The following is a 22,928-nucleotide window of genomic DNA, read 5'->3' as shown; positions in this document are numbered from 1 at the left end:
TGCCGCCGGGTGACCCAGCAACGAAACACCCACGGTCCATCGGTACCGGTCGCAGATCTCGTCGGCGTGGGGCGCCGGCTGCCTCAAGCGGGCGGCTCGGGCACCTCATCCATCATCTTCAGCCGGCGCGCCGCCCGCGCGCAGGCACTCGGCCGCCCCGCGCGACCTCTTCTCTCGAAACCCTGCGGCCACGGCCGGCGGGGCATGTCCGCATGCGCCTTGTGCGGGGTGGTTCGCATGCTTACACTTGGAGCCAACTAAGGCACTCGTGATGAGCTGCGCGCCGAGCCTTTCTCGTGGTTTGAGCCTGCGCGGCCGAGGATCGAACATTGACCATATCGGGCGAGGATCCGCACCGCGCGGATTCGGGTGCGCCCGTCACAGGACCGCCCGTGGACCGGGCGGACCTTGTCGGGAAGGGCGTAGCTGCGCGTCCGCCTGAGGGCGGTGCGCCCGGCGGCGGCAAGCGCAAGGGACGGCGCCGCAGCAAGAAGCGCGGACCCGTGTTCGCGCCCGGCCAGCCGCGTCCCCCGGCGGGACGGGCCGAGGACGCAAGGCCGGCGGCGCAGAAGGCGGCCCCCGCGGCCGCGCCGCGACCGAACTCCGCCGTATCGAACCCGGTCACGATGCGGTCCGGTGGCCGTGACGGCCTCTATGCGGCGCTCGACCTCGGCACCAATAATTGCCGCCTGCTGATCGCGCAGCCGCGCGAGCGCGGGTTTCGCGTCGTCGATGCCTTTTCGCGCATCGTGAGGCTCGGCGAGGGCGTCGGCTCATCCGGTCGTCTGGGGGAAGCGGCCATGGAGCGCGCCGTCGAGGCGCTGCGCATCTGCTCCGCCAAGCTCAAGGATCGCGGCGTGCGCCGCACGCGCCTCGTCGCGACCGAGGCGTGCCGCCTCGCGGACAATGGCCGCACCTTCCTCGACCGGGTCCGGCGCGAAACGGGCCTGTCGCTCGAAATCGTCTCGCGCGAGACCGAGGCACGGCTCGCCGTCTCTGGCTGCGCGTCGCTGATCGACCCGACCACCAATGGAGCGCTGCTGTTCGATATTGGCGGCGGCTCGTCGGAACTGGTCTGGGTCGACCTGACGCGGCCGGCCGAGCGCCACCGGCGGCGCATGTCGGATCGGATCCGCACCTGGGCGTCGCTGCCCGTCGGCGTGGTGACGCTCTCCGAGCGCCATGGCGGCGAGATGGTGACGCCGGATGTGTTCGAGGCGATGGTCGCGGAAGTCGCCGACATGCTGCTCGCCTTTCCCGACGCCGCCGCGCTCGATACGGCGGTCTCGGCCGGCAAGCTGCACATGCTCGGCACGTCCGGTACGGTGACCACGCTGGCGGGCGTCCATCTCGGGCTGCCGCGCTATGATCGGCGCAAGGTCGACGGCACCTGGATGTCGGCCGGGGAGGTCGACCGGATGATGACGCTCGTCACCGGCATGGATTACCAGGCGCGCATCGCCAATCCCTGCATCGGACGCGAGCGCGCCGACCTCGTGCTCGCCGGCTGCGCGATCCTCGAGGCGATCCGGCGGCGCTGGCCCTGCGAGCGGCTGCGCGTGGCGGACCGGGGCCTGCGCGAAGGCATCCTGGTTGAAATGATGACGGAGGACGGCGTCTGGCGCCGTCCGCAGACACCGAGAACGGAACGTCCGGCATGAAGGGACCAGTCAAGGGATCAGGCGGGCGCGAGCTCACGGTCCGGGTCAAGACCGCACGCGGGCGCACCGCCTCGTCGCAGCGCTGGCTGGAACGGCAGCTGAACGATCCCTATGTCGCGCGCTCCAAGCGCGAGGGCTATCGCTCGCGCGCCGCCTACAAGCTGATCGAGATCGACGACAAGCATCACATTCTGGCGCCGGGCAAGCGCGTGGTCGATCTCGGCGCCGCGCCGGGCGGCTGGTCGCAGGTCGCCGTGCAGCGCGTGGGCTCGACCGACGCCGATCCGCGCGTGGTCGCGATCGACTATCTCGAAATGGACGAGCTTCCCGGCGTGAAGCTGTTCATCAAGGATTTCCTCGACGAGGACGCCCCGGCCCTGCTCGAACAGGCGCTCGGCGGTCCGGCGGACGTGGTGCTCTCCGACATGGCCGCGCCGACCACCGGCCACCAGCAGACCGACCATCTGCGCACGATCTACCTCGCCGAGGTCGGCGCCGATTTCGCGCTCAACGTGCTGCGGCCCGGCGGCCACTTCCTGTCGAAGGTGTTTCGCGGCGGCGCCGAGGGTAGCCTGCTCACGACGCTGAAGCAGAACTTCGCGACCGTGCACCACATCAAGCCGCCGGCAAGCCGCGCCGGCTCGGTCGAGCTGTTCGTGCTGGCCAAGGGCTTCAAAGGCCGCAAGGCGGATGTCGACGCGGACGCGGAGCCGGGCGATGCGGGTGAGGACGGGAGCGGCTGGCAGCCCTGAGGTGCGATGCCGTCGGCCTGGGCGTCCGATCTGCCATCCTGCTGTCTTGGATACCCGGACGGTTGAATAAACCACGTCATGGGGGCAGCCTGCTGAGCGTCGAGTTCATCGCTGGGGGAACGGACGCCATGAGACTGTATTTCAGTCGCAATCCCAATCCGCGGCTCGCCGTGGCGGTCGCCCGGCATCTGGGCTCGCCGGTTGCCTTTTCGTTTGCCTCCCCGTTCGCGCCGGACCAGGCGGAAAAGTTCCGGATGCTGAACCCGAGCCAATTGCTTCCCATCCTGGAAGAGCCGACGGGCGCGCTCTGGGAGGCCGACGCCATCGCCTGCCGCCTGTCGCGGCTCTCCGGGACCGGATTCTGGCGTACCGACGACGAGGAGCCGGACATGATCCGCTGGCTGAGCTGGGGCCAAGGCCGCTTCGTCGCTGCCTGCGACAAGGTGAGTTTCGAGTTCGGCACCAAGCAGCGCTACGGCTTCGGGCCGGTCGACGCGGCCAAGGTCGAGGAGGGGATCGCCCAGTTCCGCCAGTCGGCCGTCATGCTGGAGTCGGAACTGTCGGGCCGCGACTTCCTGCTGCGAAGCGGCCTCTCCTATGCGGATTTCCGCATGGCGACGTTTCTGCCCTACAACGATGTCGCTGGCCTGCCGCTCGAGGAATTTCCGGCCTTGCAGGCGTGGTACGACCGGCTTCAGGCCATTCCGGCCTGGGCCGATCCGTTCGCCGGGCTGGAGGCACCGCAGCTGCCCGTCGTTCAGCTGGCCAGCGAGCGGGCTCGGAAGCCGGCCTGAGGCGGGTCGCCGCACTGGAACGGCGACCCACCCGGTGGCCGCGGCTCAGTCCTTCTTGGGCAGGAACGCCGTCGAATAGACCTCGTCGATCGCGATCGGGGCCTTGAGGCCGCCATACTTCAGCAGGACGTCCTGCGTCTCCTTGATCGTGTCGCCGCTGAACGCGCAGGTGCCGTTCTTCTCGGTGAAGGGCGAGACGATGAAGTCCTTCTGCAGCGCGAGCTGGCGCTTCTGCTGCTCCGGATCGAGCTGTTCGCCGAGCTTGAGCACGGCCGCGACGGCCTCGTCCTGATGGGCGAGCGCATAGTCCCAGCCCTTCACGGTGGCGGCGACGAAGCGCTTCACGACATCCGGGTTCTTCTCGGCGAAGTCCTTGGCCGTGAAGATCGCTTCGGCATAGGCGTTGACGCCGTAATCCGCCGGGGCGAGCGTCGCGGTCTTGAAGCCGGCGAGCTCGACCGAGATCGGCTCGTTGACGATGAAGGCCGTCTTGGCGTCGACATTGCCGTTCATCAGGATCTCGTTGCCCATGGCGACGACCGCCTTCACCTTGGACATGTCGACGCCTTCCTTGGCGAGCATGGCCTGCGTGAACGCCCAGGGGCCGCCCTCGTTGTAGGCGAGCGTCTTGCCTTCGAGGTCCTTCGGCGTCTTGATGCCCGTCTTCTCGAGCGAGAGGACGCCGCCGGGATATTTCTGGAAGCAGGCGGCGACGATGACGAGGTCCATGCCCTCGGCCTTGCCGAAGATCACCTGGCCGGAATCATTGGTGCCGAAGGTGTTGGCGCCGGTCGCGACGAGCGCCGTCGAGTTGATGTTCGGGCCGCCCGGCAGGATGTCGACGTCGAGGCCGGCATCGGCGTAGAAGCCCTTTTCCTTCGCCATGACATAGCCGGCGCCCTGGACGTTGAGCAGCCAGGCGAGGCGTAGCGACACCTTGTCGGCGGCCGAGGCGTGGCCAGCCGAGAGCGCGACCACGCCGGCAAGCGCCGCGGCAGCCGCCGATCGGACGAGGTTTCGGACGTTTGGCTTCATCATGTGTTCCCTTGGTTTCTTGTGGGGAGGAAGGGGAGGGGAAGCGTCAGCTTTCGAGGCGCGCGTCGGGCCAGAACAGGCAGAGCCGCTCCAGCGCGACCACGACGTAGAAGAGGGCGATCGTCGCCACGCAGGAGCAGAAGATCGCCGAGAACAGCATGGTGGCGTCCTGGCGGTAGCCGGCATTCACGATCACGGTGCCGATGCCGAGATTGGCGCCGGTGAACTCGGCGACGATCGCGCCGATCACGGCGCCGCCGGCGCTGATGCGCAGGCCCGCGAAGGTGTAGGGCATCGCCGCGAAGACGCGCACCTCGCGGAAGGTCTGGCCGGGCGAGGCGCCGATCACGCGCATCAGCTCGAACACCTGCCGGTTGACCGAGCGAAGACCGCGCACCGTGTTCACGAGGATCGGGAAGATCGTGATGATGGCGGAGACAGCGATTTTCGGCGCGATGCCGAAGCCGAGCCAGATCGTCAAAAGCGGCGCGATGGCTAGGATCGGCACCGTCTGCACGATGATCGCCCAGGGGAAAAGCGCCCGCTCCAGGATGCGCGACATCAGGAAGATGAGCGCAAAAGCGAGCGCGATGATCGTGCCGAGGATGAGCCCCGCCACCGCCGCCTGCATGGTGACGAAGACGTTCTGCGCCAGCGGCTCGGCGTCGGCGATGATCCGCTGGATGACGACGCTCGGTGCGGGCAGCAGGAATTTCGGGATCCTGAAGAAGGCGACGGCCGCCTCCCATGCGAAACCCACAGCGAGGAAGACGAGAATGGCGGGGGCATAGGCCGAGAGCAGGGTCCGCAGCCGGCCGGGTCCCTTGCCGGGGGACGGTGCGAGCACCTCGCTCGCCGCTTCGCCGGTCGCTTCAGTCATGGCTGATGACCTCCTCGAGACGGGCGAGACGCGCGATGAAATCGCCGCCCTGCCGGATCGCCGCCCGGCGCGGCCGCGGCAGGTCGACCTCGATCACCGCGCGCACGCGGCCGGGATGCGGCGCCATCACGACGACGATGTCGGAGAGGTAGAGCGCCTCCGCGAGATTGTGGGTGACGAAGACGATAGTGCGGTTCTGCTCCTGCCAGAGGCGCACCAGCTCCTCGTTCATCTCCTGGCGGGTGAACTCGTCGAGCGCGCCGAAGGGCTCGTCCATCAGCAGGATCTCGGGATCGTAGCTGAGCGCGCGGGCGATCGAGACGCGCTGGCGCATGCCGCCGGAGAGCTGGCTGGGATAATGGCCCTCGAAGCCCTGGAGGCGTACGAGCTTCAGCAGCTCCCGCGCCCGCTCCTCGCGCCGCGCCGGCTGCACGACCTTCTGGATCTTCATCGGCAGCGCGACATTTTCGAGCGCCGTGCGCCAGGGCAGCAGCGTCGCTTCCTGGAACACGAAGCCGAAGCGGCGGTCGCGCTGGTAGAGGTCGGGGGTCATGCCGTCGACCGTGACCTGGCCCACCGTCGGCCGGACCAGCCCGCAGATGAGGCGCAGCAGCGTGGACTTGCCGCAGCCGCTCCGCCCCACGATCGAGACGAAGCGATTCTTCGGGATCGCAAGATCGATCCCCTTGAGCGCGGTGACGGGGCCGCTCGGCGAGTCGAACACCATCGACACGCCCGCGATCGAAATCGCCGGCAAATGGCCGCCGGACTCCTGAGCGAGGGCTGCGCTCATGCCGCCGACGACTGGCCCGGACGCGGGCGCAGCAGCTCCCTGATCTTGACGCGCATCATCATGCCCGGACGGTCGCACGTCATATGCAGCTCGCGCCCTTCGGACGCGTCGAGCGGCACGTTCTCGTCGGTGGATTCGAGGATGAGCTTGTCCTCCTCGCTGACCCGCTTGTCGAAGGCGATGACCTTCTCGGACGGCACCTGCTCCTCGGTGTCGTTGCGGATCACCCATTGCACGAAGCGCGTGCGCGCCTCGTCCATCGGCGTGGCGGCGGTGCAGAGGATGTTCTCGAGCCCGTTCGGATAGGTGATCTTGCCGGTCCGGAAGAAGGGCACGAAGAAACGGTTCGCGGTGCGGCGCACCGTGCGCTCCGTGGTCATGCCGATCGCGTCGCGCATCCCTTCCGGATTGCGCACCGGCACTTCGGTACGCATGACGAAGCCGTCTTCCATCTCGTCAAGCGTGAAGGGCGGGGGGATTGGATCGGTATCGCCGAAGCTGCCCTTATGGACGAAGGCAAAGTGCGCGTTGTCGAACGCGTTCTCCATGATACGCAGCGGCGCGCAGTTCCAGTCGTCGCAGAACTCGATCACCTGGCGATAGCCGGGCGCGCCGAATTCGGGGATCACCGGGATGTCGTGGAAAGGCTCCTCGAGCGCCACCCAGACGTGATTGTACCGCTCGACGCAGCGATAGCCGGCGACGCCGAAGGGATGCGGCTTCTCGACGACATCCTGCGGAACCTTGACGCAGGCGCCGCCGCCGTCGAACGCCCAGCCGTGATACGGGCAGACGATGTTGCCGTCCTCGACGGTGCCGAGCGACAGCTTGGCGGTGCGGTGGAGGCAGCGGTCCTTGACCGCGCGCGGCGCCCCGCTTGCATCCTTCCACAGCACGATGGGCTCGCCGAGCAGCTTCATCCCGATCGGCTTGTCGGCGAGCGCCGACATCGGCATCACGCAATACCAGAACTTCCGCAGGAGCGGCTCCTGGGTCACTCTCATTCCCGGTCTCCTTTTCAGGCCGGGAGTGATCAGCAAGTCTGGTGCCAGCCGCGAACCGTCCGGGGATCCGGCCGCCGCCTCATGTCTGGAATGACTTCAGCTTAGGCAGACGGCGGCAAATTGGTCGGATGCCGACAAACTGTGCGCAATCAGGCGCGCTCGCGCATGGCCGTGACGGGATCTGGCGCCAGCGGCGGGCGCCTGCCGCGGCCGGACATTTCCTCGCCGGCGCTGGCGGGCATGCGGATGAAGAAGATCGCCGCGCTCATCGAGATCAGCCCGATGACGATGAAGGCCGGGTGGAAGGTGGCGACTTCGATCTGGCCGCCGGTCGAATGCAGCGTGAGTTCCAGCGAGATGGCGCCAATCGACACGCCGATGGACATCGAGAGCTGCTGGAAGACGCTGGTGAGGCTCGTCGCCCGGCTCATGCGGTTCTGCGGCACGTCCGCAAAGGCGAGCGCATTGGCACTGGTGAATTGCAGCGAGCGGAAGAAGCCGCCGATGAAGAGCAGCACCGTCATGGCGGCGAGCGGCGTGCCGACGTCGAACAGCGCCGGCATGGCGATGAAGATCGCGGCGATGAACGAATTCGCGATCAAAACGCTGCGGAAGCCGAAGCGGCGCAGCAGCGGCGGCGCCACGAACTTCATCGCGATGGCGCCGATCGCCGAGACGAAGGTGATCGAGCCGGACTGGAACGGCGTCAGGCCGAAGCCGAGCTGCAACATCAGCGGCAGCAGGAAGGGCAGGGCGCCGATGCCGGTCCGGAAGAGCAGCCCGCCGATGACGCTGGCCGCAAAGCTCGGGATGCGAAACAGGGAAAGGTCCAGGATCGGATTGTCGATGCGCCGGCTGTGAAGGACGTAGAGGATCAGGAGGGCCGCGCCGGAGAACAGGATCGCCAGCACATAGGGCCAGGGCATCAGATTGAGGCCGAGCGAGGTCGAGCCGGTGACGAAGCCGGCGATGCCGAGGCTCGACAGCACGAAGCCGAGATAATCGAAGGCCACGCGCTCCTCGCCGCGCACGTCGGGAATATAGAGCGTCGCGAGGAAGAGACCGAGAATGCCGATCGGCACATTGATCCAGAAGATCCAGCGCCAGTCGAAATAGGTCGTGATGAAGCCGCCGAGCGGCGGGCCGACCACGGGGCCGATCAGCGCCGGCACGGTGAGCCAGGCGAGTGCGCCGACGAGCTCGGCCTTCGAGACGGATTTGAGGATCACGAGGCGGCCAACCGGCACCATCATCGCGCCGCCAATGCCCTGCAGCACGCGCGAGGCGACGATTTCGCCGATGGAATGGGAGAGGCCGGAACAAATCGAGCCGGCCGTGAACAGGACGATGGCGAGCCGGAACACCGTCCGCGCGCCGAAGCGGTCCGCGAGCCATCCGGACGCCGGGATGAAGACGGCGATCGTCAGCAGATAGGACGTCAGCGCCAGCTTCATATTGATCGGGCTGACGCCAAAATCCTTGGCGATGGTGGGCAGCGCCGTCGAAAGAACCGTCGAATCGAGGTTCTCCATAAACAGCGCGCAGGCGACGATCAAAGGCAGGAGGATACGATCGGGCAGCAGGCGGGCAGGCATGGTCGCTTCCAGGCAATGGCGTGGCGAAGCGTCGTGCCGCTCGTCGTCACCCGGGCCGGCGGCGGGGGTGGAGTGCCGGCCCGTGGTGGAAACTATTGTCGCCTTATCAAAAGGCAAGGGGCGCCGGACCGGGAATCGTGCGGAGTCGACAGGCGCCAAAATGGCGCGTTCACGCCATCGGTGCAAAAAACCTTTGGTCTGGCGGGGCCGGGGGAGTATGACCGTCGCCTTCCATTCCGCGCCTCACTTGGGCGCGCAAGAGAAAGAACCAAATGACCGCCGCCAAGCTCGACGAAACGCTCATCGAACAGCTGATCCAGGACCGCATCGAAGCTCGCCGCGCGCGCGACTTCGCCAAGGCCGACAGCATTCGCAAGACGCTCGACGGGATGGGGCTGATGATTATTGACGGCAAGGACGAGGCGACCGGCGAGTTCTGGACGACGTGGGAAGTGCGAACGGCCGGGGAGGACACTCCGTGACACGCGAGCGCCTCACTCTGTTTGACACCACGCTGCGCGACGGCGCGCAGACCAATGGCGTCGACTTCTCGGTCGAGGACAAGGTCCTGATCGCCGGCCTGCTGGACGAGCTCGGCCTCGATTATGTCGAGGGCGGCTATCCCGGTGCGAACCCGACCGACAACCGCCTCTTCACCGAGCGGCGCACCAAGCGGGCGAAGTTCACCGCGTTCGGCATGACCAAGCGCGCCGGCGTCTCGGTCTCCAACGATCCGGGCATCGCCGCGCTGATCGGCGCCCAGTCGGATGCGATCTGCTATGTTGCGAAGAGCTGGGACCATCAGGTCCGCCTCGCGCTCGGCACCAGCACCGAGGAGAACCTCGAAGGCATCCGCCTGTCCGTGCACGCCGCGATCGAGGCGGGCAAGGAGGCGCTCGTCGATTGCGAGCACTTCTTCGACGGCTACAAGGCCAATCCGGATTATGCGCTCGCCTGTGCGCGCACCGCCTATGAGGCCGGCGCCCGCTGGGTCGTGCTCTGCGACACGAATGGCGGCAGCCAGCCTGCCGAGGTGGAAGCGATCGTGCGCGCCGTGACGGAGGTCGTCCCCGGCGGGCATCTCGGCATCCACGCCCATAACGACACGGAGCAGGCCGTCGCCAATTCGCTGGCGGCCGTGCGCGGCGGCGTACGCCAGATCCAGGGCACGCTCAACGGCATCGGCGAGCGCTGCGGCAATGCGAACCTCGTCTCGATCATCCCGACGCTGCTGCTGAAGCCGTTCTATGCCGAGCGCTTCGAGATCGGCGTGTCGCTGGAGGCGCTCAAGGGCCTGACGGCGCTGTCGCATCGCTTCGACGAGATCGTCAACCGGGCTCCGAACCGGCAGGCGCCCTATGTCGGCGCCTCGGCCTTTGCGACCAAAGCGGGCATTCACGCCTCGGCGATCGTCAAGGACCCGAGCACCTACGAGCATGTCCCGCCGGAGTCGGTCGGCAACAGCCGCCGTGTCCTCGTCTCGGACCAGGCCGGACGGTCCAACCTGCTGGCGGAGCTGTCCCGCCTCGGCATCGCCGTCGACAAGGCGGATACCCGGCTCGAGACGCTGCTGAGCGCGGTCAAGGAGCGCGAGGCGGTCGGCTATTCCTATGAGGGCGCCGACGCCTCGTTCGAACTGCTCGCCCGGCGCACGCTCGGTACCGTGCCGGAGTATTTCACGGTCGAGAGCTTCCACGTCACCGTCGAGCGGCGCTTCGATGCCGAGGGACGGCGGCGCCACTTCTCCGAGTCGGAGGCGGTGGTGAAGCTGCGTGTCGGCGGCGAGCGGCTGCTCACCGTCGGCGAGGGCAACGGTCCGGTCAACGCGCTCGATCGGGCGCTGCGCAAGGATCTCGGCGTCTATCAGGACGTCATCGCCGACCTCGAACTGATCGACTACAAGGTGCGCATCCTGAACGGCGGCACCGAGGCGGTGACGCGCGTTCTCATCGAGAGTCGCGACGGCACCGGCGCGAGCTGGTCGACCGTCGGCGTCTCCGAGAACGTCGTCGATGCCTCGTTCGAGGCGCTGATCGATTCGATCGTGTTCAAGCTCGTCCGGGCCGGCGTCCAGCCGGCCTGATCGCCGCTTTCGCAGGATTGTATGCAAGCGTATAATTCTCCGCTCCGAGGGCCCAGGGAGGCCGCTCGGAGTGGGAGGATGCAAATGGCTATGATGGCTATCGCTATCCCGATCGCGTCAGGTCAGCTGGCGCATTTCGAGAGCTTCATTGGACATCTGAACGGCGACAAGAAAGCCGAATTCACGGCCAGCCGGAAGCGACTGGGCGTGCGCGAACGAACGTTCCATCAGCATACGCCGATGGGCGATTTCGTGGTCGTCACACTGGAGGGCGACGATCCGGCCGGCGCTTTCGCGAAGTTCGGCGCAGGAACCGACCCCTTCACGACGTGGTTCCGCTCGGAGGTGAACGCGATCCACGGCGTCGACCTAGCCGCGCCGCCGCCCGGGCCGATGCCGCGCCTGCTGCTCGACACCGGAGCCTGAGCTCTCGCGGCGCGGTCCGCACACGGCCCGCGCCGCCCCCGCTCAGAGATCGGCGATCGGGATCGATTCCGCTGCAGCCGGCTTCGGCCGTGACGGCACAGCGGCCGCCGCAGATCGCAGCATCGGCACGACATCGGCGATCCGTTCCGCGACGAGATAGCTCACCTCATATCCCGAGCGGATGAAGCCCTCGTCGCCCATGTGACGCAGCAGGGCGACGAGTGGATCCCAGAAGCCGTTGATATTGGCCATCAGCACGGGCTTGCGATGCTGGCCGAGCTGGGCCCAGGTCATGATCTCGACCAGCTCTTCCAGCGTGCCGATGCCGCCGGGAAGCGCGACGAAAGCGTCAGCGCGATCGAACATGGCGCGCTTGCGCTCATGCATGTCGCCGGTGACGTGCAGCTCGTGCGCCGTCTCCAGCATCACTTCGCGCTCTTTCAGGAATTGCGGGATGATTCCCGTCACGTGGCCGCCGGCCGCCATCACGGAGCGGGCGACGATGCCCATCAGTCCGATGGAGCCGCCGCCATAGACGAGGCCGATGCCGGCCGCGCCCATGGCACGGCCGAGCGCCTCGGCCGCCTCGGCATAGACCGGGTCGCCGCCCGAGGAGGAACCGCAATAGACACAGATCGTGGAAATGTTGGCCATCGAATTGTCCTCGCATCGCGGCCGCGGGGCGTCAAGCGCCGAGGGCGGGACGATTTGTCGGGGGAATCAACCATTTCCGAGCCTTGTCGCGTCGCGGAATACTCGTATAGAGTTTCGCGCAAAGGGGCGGGTTTCCGCACCGGCTGCGCTGCAACCGCCCGATCGGGCAACGGGCTGATCGCCCGTTCTTGGCAAGGTTCGAACATCGATGGCTGACCAGACACCGCCGGGTCCACGCACGTCCGGCCGCATTGCCGGCGTGATCGCTCTGGTTGCGCTGATCCTCGGCCTTTACTACGCGGTGACCGCAGGGCCCATCCACAAGGAAGATGCCGGAAAAGAGACCGCCGCGGCGCCGGACGCCGCCAAGAGCGGGTCGGCCGAAGCCGGCAAATCCGAGGCGGCTCAGACGGATGCCGCTGGCGCCGAAGCGCCGAAGGCTGCGGCTGACGCGGCCAAGGGCGCTGCCGAAGACAAGGGCGCTGCCGAAGACAAGACCGCCGCCGCGCCGGGCGCGACGAGCGAGCCGAAGACCGGCGCGGATGCTGCCGCTGGCGACGCCGCTGCTGCCAAGAATGCCGAAGGGCAGGGCACGGCCGGCAAGGAAGCCGCTGCCGGTGCTGGTGCCGCACCCGCCGACGGTCAGGCCGCGGCTTCTGCCGCCTCCGAAGCGCCGAGCTTCGATGTCGTGCGTGTCGAGCCGACGGGCGAAGCGGTTGTCGCCGGTCTCGCGGCGCCCAAGGCCACAGTCGAGGTGCTCGACGGCTCGAGCACCGTCGGCAAGGGCGAGGCGAATGAGCGCGGCGAATGGGCCATCGTGGTCGACAAGCCGCTGCCGCCCGGAACGCACGACCTCTCGATCCGTACCACCTCGCCCGACGGCAAGACGCAGGCTCTTTCCGAGCAGCGCGTCGCGGTTGAAGTGCCCGAGCCAGGCAAGGGCGATGCGCTCGTCGTGCTGAACGCGCCGGATGCGCCGAGCCGCGTGATGCAGGTGCCGGGCGGCGACAAGACCACGCCGGGCGTCGCGAAGTCGCAGGACCAGCAGGTCGCGACTGCCGAGCCGTCGCCGAATTCCGCCGACGGAGCGCCGCAGGGTGCCGCTGCGGCCGACAAGGCCGCGCCGGGATCGACCGACGCTGCGCAGGCGTCGCAGCCTGCCGCTGGCACCGCGCCTGCGGGCCAGGACGCTGCGGCCGCCGCCGACAACAAGTCCACGCCGGCAGCGCCGGATGCCACGACAGCCGAGAACAAGACCGCGTCGGCGCCTGACGCGGCCGCATCGACCTCGGGTGACACCGCGACCGCACCTGCCGCCGCGACCGCTGGCGCCACGCCGTCTGCCAATACCGAAGCGGCTGCCCAGCCGGCCGTCGCGCCAAAGGTTACCGTCGATGCCGTCGAATTCGAGAACGGCACCATCTATATCGCCGGCTCGGCTGCGACCGGCGGCACCGTGCGCATCTATGTCGATGGCGTGCCGGTCGGCGATGTTGCGACCGGCGAGGGCGGCCGCTGGCTGTTGGAGAAGAAGCACGAGATCAAGCCGGGCCAGCATACGGTCCGCGCCGACCAGATCGACAAGGACACCGGCAATGTGGTCGTCCGCGCCGAGGTGCCGTTCGAGCAGAGCGCCGATGTCGCGATCCTGGCGCCCGTGACGACGGAAGGCGGCGGCAGCGCCGGTGTGAGCGCCGCCGGCACCATGCCCGGACCGCAGAACGTCATCATCCGTCGTGGCGACAATCTGTGGACGATCTCGCGGCGCCTCTACGGTAAGGGCGTCCGCTTCTCGACGATCTATGAGGCGAACACGGACCAGATCCGCGATCCGCACTGGATCTATCCCGGCCAGATCTTCGTGCTGCCGGCGGGCGATGCCCGCTGGACGAACTGACCGTCACTCCCTATCTGCAAGGTCCGATCGGAGTCGGGCCGCCCGGCCCTGACCCGCTCCACGCTTGCGTGGGGCGGGTGTCTGCATTTCCGGGGTGCCATGCCTCGGGACCGCCTACGGGAGTGTTACAAGAATGAGCGCAGCAAACGGCGCCGTGCCGGGTCCGGCCGAACCCGCCTCCACGGCCACCACAGGCGCTGCGCCGCCCCGGCCCAAGGCGACTGACGAGCGCGCCGCCTTCGCCACGCTCAAGCGGCTCTGGCCGTTCATCTGGCCGAGCGATCGCCCCGACCTCAAGATGCGCGTCGCCCTGGCGCTGGTCGTGCTCGTCGCGGCGAAGCTCGTCACGGTCATGGTGCCCTATGCGTACAAATGGGCCGCCGACTCGCTGACGGCGGCGCGTGGCGCCGACACGAGCGCGGGGATCGCCACGGTGCTGACCGTGCCGATCCTGCTGGTCATCGCCTATGGCGGCGGCCGCATCCTGCTCAACCTCTTCAACCAGCTCCGCGATGCGCTGTTCGCGCGCGTCAGCGAGCATGCGATCCGCCAGCTCGGCCATCGCGCCTTCGTGCACATGCATCGCCTGTCGCTGCGCTTCCATCTGCAGCGGCGCACCGGCGGTCTGTCGCGCACCATGGATCACGGGATGAAGGGGGTCGATTCGATCGTCGACCACATCATCCTCAACACCGTGCCGACCGTGCTGGAGTTCCTGCTCGCCGCAGCGATCATCGCCTGGCAGTTCAACTTCACCTATCTCGGCGTGATCGTCGCGACGGTCGTCGCCTATGTCTGGTTCACCATCGTCGCCTCGAACTGGCGCATCGCGCTCCGCCGCGAGATGAACGCTTCCGACACGGAGGCGAATTCGAAGGCCGTCGACTCGCTGCTCAACTACGAGACGGTGAAATATTTCGGCAATGAGGATTTGGAGGCCGAGCGCTACGATCGTTCGCTCGCGCGCTACGAGGCCGCCTCGATCAAGACCTGGACGTCGCTCGCCTGGCTGAACATCGGCCAGACGGTGATCTTCACCATCGGCATGACGACCTGCATGGTGCTCTCCGGCCTCGCGATCCTGCGCGGCGAGCAGACGCTCGGCGATTTCGTCATGATCAATGCGCTGCTCATCCAGCTTTCCTTCCCGCTGAACTTCATCGGCATGATCTATCGCGAGCTGAAGCAGGGCCTCGCCGATGTCGAGGCGATGTTCGACCTGCTGGACGAAGGCGAGGAAGTCCGCGACAAGCCGGGCGCGCCAGCGCTGCCAGCCGGTCCGGGCGCGCTGCGCTTCGAGGACGTCGCCTTCCATTATGACGCCGCGCGGCCGATCCTGAAGGGTATCTCGTTCGACGTGCCCGCGGGCCACACCGTGGCGATCGTCGGTCCCTCGGGCGCCGGCAAGTCGACCATCTCGCGCCTGCTCTTCCGCTTCTATGACGCGACCGGCGGCCGTATCACCATCGACGGCCACGACATTCGCGACGTGCAGCAGAACAGCGTCCGCGCGGCGATCGGCATGGTCCCGCAGGACACCGTGCTGTTCAACGATACGATCGCCTACAACATCCGCTATGGCCGGCCGAGCGCGAGCGAGGCCGAGATGCGCGAGGCGGCGCGGATGGCGCAGATCGCGGGCTTCATCGAGCAATTGCCGGATGGTTTCGAGACCGAGGTCGGCGAGCGCGGACTGAAGCTCTCCGGCGGCGAGAAGCAGCGCGTCGCGATCGCGCGGACGATCCTCAAGGCGCCGCCGATCCTGATCCTGGACGAGGCGACCTCGGCGCTCGACACGCATACCGAACGCGAGATCCAGGGCGCGCTCGATCGCGTCTCGAGCGGGCGGACCACGCTCGTCATCGCGCATCGCCTGTCGACCGTCGTCCATGCCGACCAGATCCTGGTGCTCGAAGCCGGGCGGATCGTCGAGCGCGGCCGGCACGAGGAACTGATGGCGCGCGGCGCGCTCTATGCCTCGATGTGGAATCGCCAGCGCGAGGCGGCGGAGGCCGCGGAGCGGCTCAGGAAAGTCGAGGACGAAGACGATCTCGGCATCGTGCGGCGCGGGACGAAGGCGGAGGACGCCGCGCTCCCGGCATGACGATCTGCCACCGCTGGGGCGCTTCACAGGGCGCCCCATCCGTGTTTTATGAGCGCCTCAGTGTGCGTTGCGACAAGAGGTAGGGCATGGATTCGGTGCTCAAATCGATCAGGGCGTCCCTGGTTCCGATCCATCGCGAGGGATACCCCTTCATCGCGATTCTCGCCTTTCTCTCGCTGTTCCTCGGCTGGCTCTGGGGGCCGCTCTTTTGGCTCGGCCTCGTCGTCACGGCGTGGTGCATCTATTTCTTCCGTGATCCGCCGCGCGTCACCCCGCTCGATCCCTCGCTGGTGATCTCGCCTGCCGATGGTCGCGTGTCGCAGGTCGGACCGGCCGTGCCGCCGCCGGAGCTTGAGCTCGGGCCGGCGCCGCGCCTCCGAATCTCCGTCTTCATGAATGTCTTCAATTGCCACGTGAACCGGGCGCCGGTTTCGGGACGGATCCGCCGCATCGCCTATAAGCCCGGCAAGTTTCTGAATGCCGAGCTCGACAAGGCCAGCGAGTTCAACGAGCGCAACGGCCTCGTGCTCGACAGCCAGCACGGCACGGTCGCCGTCGTGCAGATCGCCGGCCTCGTCGCGCGCCGCATCGTCTGCTTCAGCCGCGAGGCGGAACAGCTTTCCGTCGGCCAGCGCTTCGGCCTGATCCGCTTCGGCTCGCGGCTTGACGTCTATCTGCCCGAAGGGGCGGAGCCGATCGTCGCCGTCGGGCAGATCGCGATCGCCGGTGAGACGACGCTGGCGCGCTTCGGTGGCGGCCTGGCGGATCCAGCCGTCAGGATCGAGTGATGGAAACGCTCTTTCCGCCCTTCGATCCGGACGACGACAATGTCCGGAGGCCGCGCCTGCGACAGGTGCGGCAGATCCCGATCCGGATGATCCTGCCCAACCTCATCACGCTGCTCGGCCTCTGCGCCGGGCTGACGGCGATCCGCATGTCGATCGAGGGGCGCTATGGCGAGGCGATCGGCATGATCGTGCTCGCCGCCGTGCTCGATGCCATCGACGGACGCGTGGCGCGCCTGCTGCGCTCGACGTCCCGCTTTGGCGCGGAGCTCGATTCGCTTGCCGATTTCGTCAATTTCGGCGTCGCGCCGGCGATGATGCTCTATGTGTGGATTCTCGACGGCGCGCGTTCCTTCGGCTGGATCGCGGCGCTCATCTTCGCCATTTGCGCGGCGCTGCGCCTCGCGCGCTTCAACGTCTCGATCGACGGTCCGAAACCGGACTGGCACGCGAATTTCTTTACCGGCATCCCGGCGCCCGCCGGCGCGCTGGTCGTGCTGCTGCCGCTCTATCTCGACAAGCTCGAAGTGCCGGTCGGCGTTGCGACGCTGCCGATCGTCCTCGTCTATACGATCGTGATCGGCCTGTTCATGGTCAGCAGCCTGCCGACATGGTCCGGCAAGAAGTTCGGCTCGCGCGTGCCGCGTGACGCGGTGCTGCCGCTGTTCGTCGTGGTGGTGGTCGTGGCGGCGCTGCTTCTGTCCTACCCGTGGCACGTGCTTGCCGCGGGGGCCATTTTATATCTCGCCGCGCTGCCCTTCGGCTGGCGCCTCTGGCATCGCTATGCCGAGGCCGAACGCCGGGCGAGCGAGAACTCTCCCTCGCCCTAGGCGTTTCAGGCGCCGGCGACGGCGCGGGCACGCTCCTCGAACGGCGCATCCGGGAAGGCGTCGCGCAGCGAGCGCAGCGCTTCCGAATCCGAGACGGGCGCCATCAGGTCGAGAACGCGGCGCATCTGCGCGATCTGCAGATCGAGCGCGGCGATGAAGCGCGGATCGTCGGCGGGAAGGGTTGCGCTTTCGAAGGCATGGACGGCGGACATCGGCTAAGGCTCCTCGGCGGCGGGTCAGCGTTCAGAACTCATTTGATTAAAACTTGATCCACGAAGGTTAACGTCACGTAAAGGTTAGCGGGTCGTGCACGCGGGATTGCGAAAACATGCAGCGCGATGCGCATGCTTGACGCTTGCCCGCTGGCGTCCGCCTGCGGCACTCTCCGCACCGAACAGCCTTCTTGAGGAAGGCCTCGCGAGAGAGACTTTCGATGACGACACCCTATCCGCGCGACCTCATCGGCTATGGCCGCACCACGCCCGATCCGAAATGGCCCGGCGGCGCTCATGTGGCCGTGCAGTTCGTGGTCAATTACGAGGAGGGTGGCGAGAGCAGCATCCTCGATGGCGACAAGGCGTCGGAATCGCTGCTGTCGGAGATCGTCGGCGCGCAGCCCTGGCCGGGGCAGCGCAATCTCAACATGGAATCGATCTACGAATATGGTTCGCGCGCCGGTTTCTGGCGCCTGTGGCGGCTGTTCGCGAGCCGCAAGATCCCGGTGACCTGCTATGGCGTGACGCTCGCCATGGCGCGCAATCCCGAGGCCGTCGCGGCCATGAAGGAAGCCGACTGGGAACTCGCCAGCCATGGCCTCCGCTGGCTCGAATACAAGGATTTCCCGGAGGAGGAGGAGCGTCGCCACATTCATGAGGCGATCCGCCTGCACACCGAGGTCGCCGGCTCGCGCCCGCTCGGCTTCTACCAGGGCAAGCCGTCCGACAATACGCTGAAGATCCTGATGGAGGAGGGCGGTTTCCTCTACACATCGGACAGCTATGCCGATGACCTGCCCTATTGGATCGCGGGCCCGCATGGCCCGCATCTGATCATCCCCTATACGCTCGACACCAACGACATGCGCTTTGCGACGCCGCAGGGCTTCAATGCGGGCGACCAGTTCTTCAATTATCTCAAGGACGCCTTCGACGTGCTCTACGAGGAGGGGGCCGAGGGCGCGCCGAAGATGATGAATATCGGGCTCCATTGCCGCCTCGTCGGCCGCCCCGGGCGCATCAAGGCGCTGGAGCGCTTCGTCGACTACGTCGCTTCCAAGGACAAGGCCTGGATCACCCGCCGCATCGACATCGCCTGGCACTGGCACGCGCATCACAAGCCCGCCTGATCGGCACAATGCCTGCCGCTGCGAAAGCGGCAGGCGCCCTCATGTCTGCCTATTGTCTCCCGCGACGAAGATGAACATGATCATCGGACCCACAGACCGCGAATGATGGCGGCGCAGAGGCAGTTCACCGGGAGGAGACGGACATGGCGTCCAAGAAGATATTGATGCTCGTCGGCGATTTCACCGAGGAATACGAGATCTTCGTGTTCCAGCAGGGCATGGAGGCGGTCGGGCATACGGTCCACGTCGTCTGCCCGGACAAGAAGGCCGGCGACATCTTGCGGACCTCGCTGCACGATTTCGAGGGCGACCAGACCTATACCGAGAAGCTCGGGCACAACTTCGTCATCAACAAGAGCTTCGGCAAGGTCGATCCGGCGGATTACGACGCCGTCTACTGCGCCGGCGGCCGTGGGCCGGAATATATCCGCACCGACAAGCGCGTGCAGGCGCTGGTTCGCCATTTCCACGAGGCGCAGAAGCCGATCTTCACGATCTGCCACGGCGTGCAGATCCTGATCGCGGTGGACGGCGTGGTGCGCGGCAAGAAGGTCGCGGCGCTCGGCGCCTGCGAGCCGGAAGTGACGCTCGCCGGCGGCACCTATATCGACCTCTCGCCCACCGAGGCCTATGTCGACGGCACGATGGTCTCGGCCAAGGGCTGGACCGCGCTCGCCGCCTTCATGCGCGAATGCCTGAAGGTGCTCGGCACGCGCATCGTGCATGAAGACGTCGTTTCCGCCGCTGCGCCGGCCGCGCGCAAGCGCAGCGCGAAATCATCCGAGCCTGTGTCCGCCAAGGCCGCCAAGCCAGCCAAGGCGCCCAAGAAGGATGCCGCCGCGCCGAAGCGTTCCGCGCCCGCGCGCCGCTCGCGGAAGAGTGAGGCCGTCGCAACGCCTTGAAACCCTGCTCTCCGGCGTTTAGTCGGATAGGGTATGGGAAAAGAGGTGATTCCTCCGCCCGGCGGTGACGTCGAGGGCATCAACCTGCGTGAAGCGCTGGAGAAGCGCTATCTCGCCTATGCGCTCTCGACCATCATGCACCGCGCGCTGCCGGATGCGCGCGACGGGCTGAAGCCGGTGCATCGGCGCATCCTGCATGCGATGCGCCAGCTCAAGCTCGATCCCAATTCCGGGTTCAAGAAGTGCGCGCGCGTGGTCGGCGACGTCATCGGCAAATACCACCCGCATGGCGACCAGTCGGTCTATGACGCGCTGGTCCGCCTCGCGCAGGAATTCGCCGTCCGCTATCCGCTCGTCGACGGCCAGGGCAATTTCGGCAATGTCGACGGCGATGGCGCGGCGGCCATGCGCTACACCGAAGCGCGCATGACCGAGGTCGCGGCCCTTCTGCTGGAAGGGCTCGACGAGGACGCGGTCGATTTCCGCGAGACCTATGACGGCGAGGACAAGGAGCCGATCGTCCTCCCGGGCAATTTCCCGAATCTGCTGGCGAATGGCTCCTCCGGCATCGCGGTCGGCATGGCGACGTCGATCCCGCCGCACAATGTCGCCGAGCTCTGCGACGCCGCGCTCGCGCTGATCAAGAAGCCGGAGATGTCGGTCGAGGAACTGGCAGCCATCGTTCGCGGCCCCGATTTTCCGACCGGCGGCATCATCGTCGACGACCACGCCGCGATCACCGAGGCCTATCGCACCGGCCGCGGCGGCTTTCGCGTCCGCTCGCGCTGGCATGTCGAGGACCAAGGCCGCGGCACCTATGTGATCGTGGTGACCGAGATTCCCTATCAGGTGCAGAAATCGCGCCTGATCGAGAAGCTTGCCGAACTCGTGCAGACGCGGCGCGTGCCGCTGCTGGCCGATGTGCGCGACGAGTCGGCGGAGGATATCCGCGTCGTGCTGGAGCCGCGCGCCCGCACGGTCGACGCGGCGCTGCTGATGGAATCGCTGTTCAAGCTCTCGGACCTCGAGAGTCGCATCTCGCTCAACATGAACGTGCTCTCCAAGGGCATCGTCCCGAAGGTGATGAGCCTCGGCGAGGTGCTGCGGGAGTGGCTCGACCATCGCCGCGAAGTGCTGCTGCGCCGCTCGCGCTTCCGCCTCGGGCAGATCCGTCACCGCCTCGAGGTGCTCGGCGGCTACATCATCGCCTTCCTCAACCTCGACGAGGTGATCCGCATCATCCGCGAGGAGGATGAGCCGAAGGCCGAATTGATGCGGGTCTTCGAGCTGACCGACCTTCAGGCCGAGTCGATCCTGAACATGCGCCTGCGCTCGCTGCGCAAGCTCGAAGAGATGGAACTCCGCCGCGAGCACGCCGCGCTCACCGAAGAGCAGGCGCAGATCGAGGCTCTGATGGAGTCCGAGCCGAAGCAGTGGCAGACGATCGCGTGGCAGATCGGCGAGGTTCGCAAGACCTTCGGACCCGACACGCCGCTCGGCAAGCGCCGCACCACCTTCGCCGAGGCGCCGACCCACGATGCCGTCGACATCGAGCAGTCGATGATCGAGCGCGAGCCGATCACCGTCATCGTGTCCGAAAAGGGCTGGATCCGCGCGCTGAAGGGCCATCAGGCCGATCTCTCGACGCTGACCTTCAAGACGGACGACCAGCTCAAATTCGCCCTGCATGCGGAGACGACGGACAAGATCCTGGTCTTCTCCACCGGCGGCAAGTTCTTCACGCTCGCGGCCGACAAGCTGCCGGGCGGCCGCGGCCATGGCGAGCCCATCCGTCTCATGGTCGACATGGACAATGAGACGGACATCGTCTCGGTCTTCGTCCACCGGCCGGAGCGCAAGTTGCTGCTCGCGGCGACCGACGGGCGCGGCTTCGTCGTTCCGGAAGCGGAGCTGGTCGCCAACACGCGCAAGGGCAAGCAGGTCCTCAATGTCGAGGCGCCCGACGAGGCGCGGCTCTGCGTCGAGGCGAAGGGCGACATGGTCGCCATCATCGGCCAGAACCGGAAGTTCCTGATCTTCCCGCTCGAGCAGGTGCCGGAGATGACGCGCGGCAAGGGCGTTCGGCTGCAGCGCTATCGCGACGGCGGGCCGGCCGATATGCGCGTCTTCGCCAAGGCGGACGGACTGATATGGGTCGATTCGTCCGGACGCTCGTTCACCCGCTCTATGGAGGAACTGAAAGACTTCATCGCGGAACGGGGCCAGGCCGGGCGCCTGCCGCCCGAGAAGTTCCCGAAATCGAACAGCTTCGGTACACCGACGCTGCCGTGACGGGATTGCTGGCTTCCTTCGATGCCCCGCGCACTTTCGGCGGGGAGCAGGCGGCGATGGTTCTGGCCCATCGCTGGTCGCCACGCATCGGCGCGCACATCGACCGCCTGAAAGCAGAAGCCGGCACGATGATGTCGGTCTATCTCGCCTACAGCCTTCCGCATGACGACGCGACGGTGCCCGAGGGCTGCGTGCCCGACATCGTCGTCCGGCCATCGGATGGTGCCGCCGTTCTGCCGCGCCGTGCCTCCTATGCCGAACGCTACGGCATCTGGACGGGCTCGGCGGACCGGTTCAGCTTTCCGGCGATGCTGGGGCCGCTGCGCGGCCTCGAGCACGTCTGGTTCGTCGAATATGACGTCGACTTCTCGGGCCATTGGGGCGATTTCTTCCGCTCCGTCGCCGCGCTGCCGGGCGACTATGTCGCGACCCATCTGCGCTCGCGCACCGATGATCCGGACTGGTGGCACTGGCGGACCCTCGAGACGCCACCGGAGACCGACCCGGCGACGCATCTCGCATCGTTCCATCCGGTCGCGCGCTTCTCGCGCCGCTTCCTCGAAGTCTATGCAAATGCGGTCGAGCAAGGCGACTGGGCCGGGCATACCGAGGCGCTTTATCCGACGATCGCGGCGCATCACGGCTTGTCGGTCGTCGATCTCGGCGGCAGCGGCGCGTTCGTGCCTAACGGGTGGGAGGGGCGGCACTATCGTCCGCCAACCGGTCCGACGCAGCTCTCGCCGCATTTCGGCTACAGGCCGCCTTTCAGCTTCCAGTATTTCCACGAGGCGCCGGAGCTGTTCCCGGAACGCGGCCGGCTGCATCACCCCGTCAAGGATGTCGACGCTTCCGGCCCGGCCGACCTTTTCATGGATCTCGGACAGGCTGTCGAGGCCGAAGCGGTCGTCGAAACCCTGCCCGAGCTCGATCCTCCGCCGATCGCCGACGCCACTATGCCGGTGCCGGACGCAATGTCCGAGGTGCCCTTGCAGACACCGGCGCAGGCAGCCCGTCCGCGATTGTCGATCCTTCAGAAGGCGCGCCGAGAGACGAGCCGCCTCCGCCGGCAGATCGCTGGCCTGTTACGCTGAGGCGA

At 67.1% G+C, this 22,928-nt stretch carries 19 protein-coding genes and 2 pseudogenes; 14 read left to right on the top strand and 7 right to left on the bottom strand.

Translation table 11 applies throughout. From position 1 onward, the window contains the following. Window positions 1–392 precede the first annotated feature (392 nt). The 3 genes from GGR25_RS03420 to GGR25_RS03410 all read left to right on the top strand — a co-directional run bounded on the left by GGR25_RS03420 (window position 393) and on the right by GGR25_RS03410 (window position 3,207). The gene (locus tag GGR25_RS03420) at window positions 393–1,661 is read left to right on the top strand and encodes a Ppx/GppA phosphatase family protein (RefSeq protein ID WP_343067955.1); all 1,269 of its coding nucleotides are present in this window, start codon (window positions 393–395) and stop codon (window positions 1,659–1,661) included. Then, the gene (locus tag GGR25_RS03415) at window positions 1,658–2,413 is read left to right on the top strand and encodes an RlmE family RNA methyltransferase (protein WP_183397296.1); all 756 of its coding nucleotides are present in this window, start codon (window positions 1,658–1,660) and stop codon (window positions 2,411–2,413) included. The genes GGR25_RS03420 and GGR25_RS03415 overlap by 4 nt, the downstream gene beginning before the upstream one ends. 128 nt (window positions 2,414–2,541) lie before the next feature. After that, window positions 2,542–3,207: a glutathione S-transferase family protein gene (locus GGR25_RS03410; RefSeq protein WP_183397295.1), complete on the top strand. Its 666-nt coding sequence runs from the start codon at window positions 2,542–2,544 to the stop codon at window positions 3,205–3,207. A gap of 45 nt (window positions 3,208–3,252) precedes the next feature. On the opposite strand, the gene GGR25_RS03405 is transcribed toward GGR25_RS03410, so the two are convergent. The 5 genes from GGR25_RS03405 to GGR25_RS03385 all read right to left on the bottom strand — a co-directional run bounded on the left by GGR25_RS03405 (window position 3,253) and on the right by GGR25_RS03385 (window position 8,514). Further along, complete coding sequence (locus GGR25_RS03405; RefSeq protein ID WP_210299788.1) at window positions 3,253–4,242, bottom strand: ABC transporter substrate-binding protein; 990 nt, start codon at window positions 4,240–4,242, stop codon at window positions 3,253–3,255. Between the two features lie 46 nt (window positions 4,243–4,288). Beyond that, the gene (locus GGR25_RS03400) at window positions 4,289–5,122 is read right to left on the bottom strand and encodes an ABC transporter permease (protein ID WP_183397293.1); all 834 of its coding nucleotides are present in this window, start codon (window positions 5,120–5,122) and stop codon (window positions 4,289–4,291) included. After that, the gene (locus GGR25_RS03395) at window positions 5,115–5,915 is read right to left on the bottom strand and encodes an ABC transporter ATP-binding protein (RefSeq protein WP_183397292.1); all 801 of its coding nucleotides are present in this window, start codon (window positions 5,913–5,915) and stop codon (window positions 5,115–5,117) included. Before GGR25_RS03395 ends, GGR25_RS03400 begins: the two co-directional genes overlap by 8 nt. Beyond that, window positions 5,912–6,919 carry an aromatic ring-hydroxylating dioxygenase subunit alpha gene (locus GGR25_RS03390; RefSeq protein WP_183397291.1) on the bottom strand — a complete coding sequence of 336 codons (1,008 nt, stop codon included), beginning with the start codon at window positions 6,917–6,919 and terminating at the stop codon, window positions 5,912–5,914. Before GGR25_RS03390 ends, GGR25_RS03395 begins: the two co-directional genes overlap by 4 nt. A 149-nt stretch (window positions 6,920–7,068) precedes the next feature. After that, entirely contained in the window at window positions 7,069–8,514 is a 1,446-nt protein-coding gene (locus tag GGR25_RS03385) for a DHA2 family efflux MFS transporter permease subunit (protein ID WP_183397290.1), read from the bottom strand. 272 nt (window positions 8,515–8,786) lie between these two features. Here GGR25_RS03385 and GGR25_RS03380 point away from each other — a divergent pair, with 272 nt between their 5' ends. The 3 genes and pseudogenes from GGR25_RS03380 (at window position 8,787) to GGR25_RS03370 (ending at window position 11,023) form a co-directional block, all read left to right on the top strand. Then, window positions 8,787–8,996 (top strand): hypothetical protein, encoded by a 210-nt coding sequence (locus GGR25_RS03380; RefSeq protein WP_183397289.1) that lies wholly within the window; start codon window positions 8,787–8,789, stop codon window positions 8,994–8,996. Further along, window positions 8,993–10,632: pseudogene (cimA, locus tag GGR25_RS03375) on the top strand (citramalate synthase). The gene GGR25_RS03380 and the pseudogene cimA overlap by 4 nt, the downstream one beginning before the upstream one ends. 49 nt (window positions 10,633–10,681) lie before the next feature. Further along, on the top strand, window positions 10,682–11,023 hold the full coding sequence (locus GGR25_RS03370) for a hypothetical protein (protein WP_183397287.1): 342 nt from the start codon (window positions 10,682–10,684) through the stop codon (window positions 11,021–11,023). 42 nt (window positions 11,024–11,065) lie between these two features. On the opposite strand, the gene GGR25_RS03365 is transcribed toward GGR25_RS03370, so the two are convergent. Beyond that, the gene (locus GGR25_RS03365) at window positions 11,066–11,677 is read right to left on the bottom strand and encodes an LOG family protein (protein ID WP_183397286.1); all 612 of its coding nucleotides are present in this window, start codon (window positions 11,675–11,677) and stop codon (window positions 11,066–11,068) included. A gap of 208 nt (window positions 11,678–11,885) precedes the next feature. Here GGR25_RS03365 and GGR25_RS03360 point away from each other — a divergent pair, with 208 nt between their 5' ends. From GGR25_RS03360 to pssA, 4 genes are all read left to right on the top strand, one after another. Further along, a complete protein-coding gene (locus GGR25_RS03360; RefSeq protein ID WP_183397285.1) occupies window positions 11,886–13,574 on the top strand; it encodes a LysM peptidoglycan-binding domain-containing protein in 1,689 nt (562 codons plus the stop codon). Window positions 13,575–13,707: 133 nt separating this feature from the next. Next, window positions 13,708–15,678, top strand: coding sequence for an ABCB family ABC transporter ATP-binding protein/permease (locus GGR25_RS03355; RefSeq protein WP_183397284.1), 1,971 nt, complete (start codon window positions 13,708–13,710; stop codon window positions 15,676–15,678). Window positions 15,679–15,764: 86 nt separating this feature from the next. Then, window positions 15,765–16,466: a phosphatidylserine decarboxylase gene (locus GGR25_RS03350; RefSeq protein ID WP_183397283.1), complete on the top strand. Its 702-nt coding sequence runs from the start codon at window positions 15,765–15,767 to the stop codon at window positions 16,464–16,466. Then, complete coding sequence (gene pssA, locus GGR25_RS03345; protein ID WP_183397282.1) at window positions 16,466–17,293, top strand: CDP-diacylglycerol--serine O-phosphatidyltransferase; 828 nt, start codon at window positions 16,466–16,468, stop codon at window positions 17,291–17,293. The genes GGR25_RS03350 and pssA overlap by 1 nt, the downstream gene beginning before the upstream one ends. Window positions 17,294–17,298: 5 nt before the next feature. Here the strand turns inward: pssA and GGR25_RS03340 are convergent, their stop codons facing one another. After that, window positions 17,299–17,505, bottom strand: a complete 207-nt coding sequence (locus GGR25_RS03340) for a hypothetical protein (protein WP_183397281.1) — start codon at window positions 17,503–17,505, stop codon at window positions 17,299–17,301. Window positions 17,506–17,726: 221 nt separating this feature from the next. Between GGR25_RS03340 and puuE the strand changes: the two genes are divergently transcribed. The 4 genes and pseudogenes from puuE (at window position 17,727) to GGR25_RS03320 (ending at window position 22,923) form a co-directional block, all read left to right on the top strand. Then, on the top strand, window positions 17,727–18,638 hold the full coding sequence (gene puuE / locus GGR25_RS03335; RefSeq protein ID WP_183397280.1) for an allantoinase PuuE: 912 nt from the start codon (window positions 17,727–17,729) through the stop codon (window positions 18,636–18,638). Between the two features lie 143 nt (window positions 18,639–18,781). Beyond that, window positions 18,782–19,363, top strand: a pseudogene (locus GGR25_RS03330) (DJ-1/PfpI family protein); the annotation flags it as partial. Between the two features lie 210 nt (window positions 19,364–19,573). Further along, on the top strand, window positions 19,574–21,832 hold the full coding sequence (gene parC, locus GGR25_RS03325; RefSeq protein ID WP_183397279.1) for a DNA topoisomerase IV subunit A: 2,259 nt from the start codon (window positions 19,574–19,576) through the stop codon (window positions 21,830–21,832). Then, entirely contained in the window at window positions 21,829–22,923 is a 1,095-nt protein-coding gene (locus GGR25_RS03320) for a hypothetical protein (protein WP_183397278.1), read from the top strand. The genes parC and GGR25_RS03320 overlap by 4 nt, the downstream gene beginning before the upstream one ends. Window positions 22,924–22,928: the final 5 nt, after the last annotated feature.

This window comes from Kaistia hirudinis (assembly GCF_014196455.1).
Lineage (GTDB): Bacteria > Pseudomonadota > Alphaproteobacteria > Rhizobiales > Kaistiaceae > Kaistia > Kaistia hirudinis.
This window is presented reverse-complemented; position numbering and strand designations above follow the sequence as displayed.

What these genes read in the sequence shown, in the direction of transcription:
- GGR25_RS03350 (WP_183397283.1), top strand. Translation starts at nt 15,765, where the DNA reads ATGGATTCGGTGCTCAAATCGATCAGGGCGTCCCTGGTTCCGATCCAT.
- GGR25_RS03355 (WP_183397284.1), top strand. Translation starts at nt 13,708, where the DNA reads ATGAGCGCAGCAAACGGCGCCGTGCCGGGTCCGGCCGAACCCGCCTCC.
- GGR25_RS03390 (WP_183397291.1), bottom strand. Translation starts at nt 6,919, where the DNA reads ATGAGAGTGACCCAGGAGCCGCTCCTGCGGAAGTTCTGGTATTGCGTG.
- puuE (WP_183397280.1), top strand. Translation starts at nt 17,727, where the DNA reads ATGACGACACCCTATCCGCGCGACCTCATCGGCTATGGCCGCACCACG.
- pssA (WP_183397282.1), top strand. Translation starts at nt 16,466, where the DNA reads ATGGAAACGCTCTTTCCGCCCTTCGATCCGGACGACGACAATGTCCGG.
- parC (WP_183397279.1), top strand. Translation starts at nt 19,574, where the DNA reads ATGGGAAAAGAGGTGATTCCTCCGCCCGGCGGTGACGTCGAGGGCATC.
- GGR25_RS03415 (WP_183397296.1), top strand. Translation starts at nt 1,658, where the DNA reads ATGAAGGGACCAGTCAAGGGATCAGGCGGGCGCGAGCTCACGGTCCGG.
- GGR25_RS03400 (WP_183397293.1), bottom strand. Translation starts at nt 5,122, where the DNA reads ATGACTGAAGCGACCGGCGAAGCGGCGAGCGAGGTGCTCGCACCGTCC.
- GGR25_RS03360 (WP_183397285.1), top strand. Translation starts at nt 11,886, where the DNA reads ATGGCTGACCAGACACCGCCGGGTCCACGCACGTCCGGCCGCATTGCC.
- GGR25_RS03395 (WP_183397292.1), bottom strand. Translation starts at nt 5,915, where the DNA reads ATGAGCGCAGCCCTCGCTCAGGAGTCCGGCGGCCATTTGCCGGCGATT.
- GGR25_RS03410 (WP_183397295.1), top strand. Translation starts at nt 2,542, where the DNA reads ATGAGACTGTATTTCAGTCGCAATCCCAATCCGCGGCTCGCCGTGGCG.
- GGR25_RS03405 (WP_210299788.1), bottom strand. Translation starts at nt 4,242, where the DNA reads ATGAAGCCAAACGTCCGAAACCTCGTCCGATCGGCGGCTGCCGCGGCG.
- GGR25_RS03365 (WP_183397286.1), bottom strand. Translation starts at nt 11,677, where the DNA reads ATGGCCAACATTTCCACGATCTGTGTCTATTGCGGTTCCTCCTCGGGC.
- GGR25_RS03370 (WP_183397287.1), top strand. Translation starts at nt 10,682, where the DNA reads ATGGCTATGATGGCTATCGCTATCCCGATCGCGTCAGGTCAGCTGGCG.
- GGR25_RS03380 (WP_183397289.1), top strand. Translation starts at nt 8,787, where the DNA reads ATGACCGCCGCCAAGCTCGACGAAACGCTCATCGAACAGCTGATCCAG.
- GGR25_RS03340 (WP_183397281.1), bottom strand. Translation starts at nt 17,505, where the DNA reads ATGTCCGCCGTCCATGCCTTCGAAAGCGCAACCCTTCCCGCCGACGAT.
- GGR25_RS03385 (WP_183397290.1), bottom strand. Translation starts at nt 8,514, where the DNA reads ATGCCTGCCCGCCTGCTGCCCGATCGTATCCTCCTGCCTTTGATCGTC.